Source organism: Commensalibacter sp. A3DC (assembly GCF_047307945.1).
Lineage (GTDB): Bacteria > Pseudomonadota > Alphaproteobacteria > Acetobacterales > Acetobacteraceae > Commensalibacter > Commensalibacter melissae.
Map to the genome: position 1 here is coordinate 1 of NZ_JAXOQA010000101.1, position 3,358 is coordinate 3,358.

3 protein-coding genes are annotated in these 3,358 nt (G+C 39.4%); all 3 read right to left on the bottom strand.

The window, feature by feature from the left end; genetic code table 11:
* Positions 1–717, bottom strand: a 717-nt coding sequence (locus U0839_RS08565; protein WP_413550478.1) for a methyltransferase domain-containing protein, incomplete at its 3' end; no start/stop codon positions are given.
* Between the two features lie 96 nt (positions 718–813).
* Positions 814–2,202 (bottom strand): phosphoglucomutase/phosphomannomutase PgmG, encoded by a 1,389-nt coding sequence (gene pgmG, locus U0839_RS08570; RefSeq protein ID WP_110439517.1) that lies wholly within the window; start codon positions 2,200–2,202, stop codon positions 814–816.
* Positions 2,202–3,086, bottom strand: a complete 885-nt coding sequence (galU, locus tag U0839_RS08575; RefSeq protein ID WP_198185439.1) for a UTP--glucose-1-phosphate uridylyltransferase GalU — start codon at positions 3,084–3,086, stop codon at positions 2,202–2,204. The genes pgmG and galU overlap by 1 nt, the downstream gene beginning before the upstream one ends.
* Between the last annotated feature and the right edge of the window lie 272 nt (positions 3,087–3,358).

The following is a 3,358-nucleotide window of genomic DNA, read 5'->3' on the forward strand; positions in this document are numbered from 1 at the left end:
TTCCAAACGTGCAATAAATTCGGCAAATAAAGTTTTTTTTGCAAAATAAGCCTGATGCATTTGCAAGGAATTTGTTTCCCCTGCCCAACGCAGATCCCGAAATAAAGCCAATGAAGAGCGATAAACAATTTCAATCGCCTCCTTATCAATAGTGGGTAAGGCAAAACCAGCCCGTTGCATCAAACTTGCACATGATCTTAAATCAGGTAATGGAGAAATATGCGGCAAAACAGCACCACAATATTCCATTTCAACTTCAGCCATTACGGTTCGTAATAAAGAAAGAGTCGGAAGTATAGGAATTGCCGCCAGGAAAAGACCATCAGGCTTCAAAATTCTTCGAATTTGTAATAAAGTACCAGGCAAATCATTAACCCAATGCAAGTTAAAATTCGCAATAACCAGATCAAAGCATCCTGATTTAAAAGGCAAGAATTCTTCATCCATACAGATTTTCGAATTTACATTCATTGAGACCAAACCTGCCGACAAATCAGCCGATATCACCTTTATTTTTCTATTTTTTAAATAGGAAGAAACATACCCTCGCCCTCCGATTTCTAAGGCAAATTCAAAGGAACGATTTATATCGTCAAGTCGTTCCAGTAACCGATCCGTACATTGTTGAAAGATATCCTGTATTTCAAAATGATATAAAACAGATCTATCTCGATGCAATTTCAGAAGAGAACGGTTAAATAATAATGGAACATTCATGGCATATATCATTTGATAGATAACAAAAAGGATACAATCGCTAGACTGTATCCTTTTTATAAAAAAATAGAAACCAGTTAAAATTCTAATCTCAATTTATTCTTCTGGAAATTCCACACCAGAAGCCTTTAACTGAGCTTTTAAAGCATTTTTCAATCGCTCCAATCCCTCATCAGATGTACTTTCCGCTCGTGCCACTAAAGCAGCTTGGGTGTTGGAAGCCCTTAAAAGCCACCATCCATCTTCTGTATTCACCCTTACACCATCAATCGTCACGACATTGGCCTTCTCTTCCTTTAACCGTTCAGCCACTTCACGGACAACGGTGAATTTACGCTCATCGGAACAATCAAAACGAATTTCAGGAGTAGAAATTGCTTTGGGTAAAGACTCTGTTACTTCTGATAAAGGACCCTTTAACCGAGCGACAATATCAAGCGTTCTGACTGCAACGTATAATGCGTCGTCAAACCCGTACCATTTATCTGCAAAGAAAATATGACCAGACATTTCCCCACCGAGAACAGCCTTTGATTCAGCCATTTTGGCCTTGATCAAGGAATGTCCAGTACACCACATCAAAGGATTTCCACCCGCTTTTTGAATTTCATCAAAAAGAATTTTGCTTGCTTTAACATCAGCAACAATCGTTGCCCCTTGATTACTTGCAAGAATATCACGACTAAAAATAACCATAAGCTGATCACCCCAAAGGATATTACCTTTGTCATCAATCACGCCAATACGATCAGCATCACCATCAAACGCAATACCAATATCAGCCTTGCGATTGGCCACCTCTTTCTGAAGCTGAACAAGGTTTTTGGGAACAGTAGGGTCTGGACTATGAGCAGGAAAATCGCCGTCTATCGTTCCATTCAAAACAATATGTTCACCGGGCAACTTCTGAACCAAACGGGTTAGAATATCACCAGCAGCCCCATTACTGTTATCCCAGACAACACGTAATTTCCGTTCAGTTCCCCCAAAATCTTCCAAAAGCCGATTAATATAATCTTCTGAAACATCAACCTTACGAACCGTACCATTACCCTCTGGAACCACATCACCAGCCGCAACCTGTGCCCCTAAATCCTGAATCTGCTTACCAAAAAACGGTTTGCCACCCAGCATGAATTTCATCCCATTATATTCTTTGGGATTATGACTGGCCGTAACCATAACAGCACCATCAGCCTGCATAACTGTTGAAGCAAAATAGAGCATTGGGGTCGGACCACGACCGATACGGACAACTTCCAAACCGCTTTTCTTTAATCCATTTACCAGAGCGGCCTCTAAATCAGGCGAACTAACCCGACCATCATAACCAACAACAACCTTTTTTCCATTTTTCCTTGCAACCAAACTGCCAAAGGACCGTCCGATCGCATAGGCATCCTCGACAAAAAAAGTCTGTTCATAAATGCCGCGAATATCATATTCTCGCAGGATTGTCGAATTAATTACACGTTGATGTTCCATTATTTAACCTCTTCATGGGCATATTTCTGTATTATCTTACGCATGGCCGGAGCTAGGTCGGGACGTTTCAAAGCAAAGGCAACCTGAGCTTCTAGAAATCCAGATTTGCTTCCACAATCATACCGAACCCCATTATATCTCAACCCATGAAAAGGCATTTGTCCAATCAATTTTTCCATAGAATCTGTCAATTGAACTTCATTTCCTGCACCTTTTTCCATTTTAGAAAGATATTTCATAATTTCAGGTGACAAAATATAACGTCCAATAATTGAAAGATTAGAGGGAGCCTGTTCAGGCTCCGGCTTTTCTACAACCCCGGAAATCGTGACCAGTTTTCCATCATCCTTTTCAATATCCACAATACCGTAACTGGATGTCTTTTCACGAGGAACCTCGGTAACAGCGACAACGTTTCCACCATATTCATTATAAACTTCAACCATTTGTGCCAAACATCCTGGCGCTGCCATAATCAAATCATCCGGTAATAAAATGGCAAATGGATCATCGCCAACAAATGTACGAGCACACCATATTGCATGCCCCAACCCTAATGGGGACTGCTGACGCAAAGCGGTTAAAGAACCTGCCTCGATACTAGATGGATGGAGAGCCTCTAGAGACTCTTTTTTACCTCTTTGTCGCAATGTATCCTCAAGTTCATAAGCAACATCAAAATAATCAATTAGAGAATCTTTTCCTCGACCTGTAATCAGACAAAACTGTTCAATTCCTGCCGCACGCGCCTCATCCAGTGCATATTGAATCAATGGACGATCAACAACAGGCAACATTTCTTTTGGCATTGATTTTGTTGCGGGCAAGAAACGTGTTCCTAAGCCAGCGACAGGTAATACAGCTTTTTTTAAAGGTTTAATCACAGAACTCTACCTTGAAATTTAATAATAAAAAACAAATATGTTAATGTCTAATTTAGAACAAAACAAATATTATTTCACAATTTGATAAGAATATGTAGAAATTATGACAAGAAGGCCACATTCAATAATTAAGCGCGGAATTCCCTTTTAATTAAATACCTATATGTGAATCTTAATCAAATTATGTCTAATAATTTACGCGCAATAATGCTACCATAGTAAAACTAAATTTTAACAGAAAAATTTGTTTTTTCAAACTTCCCAGAAATGAT

Bases quoted from the DNA above. Each gene is read 5' to 3' on its own strand.
- pgmG (WP_110439517.1), bottom strand. From the start codon at position 2,202: ATGGAACATCAACGTGTAATTAATTCGACAATCCTGCGAGAATATGAT.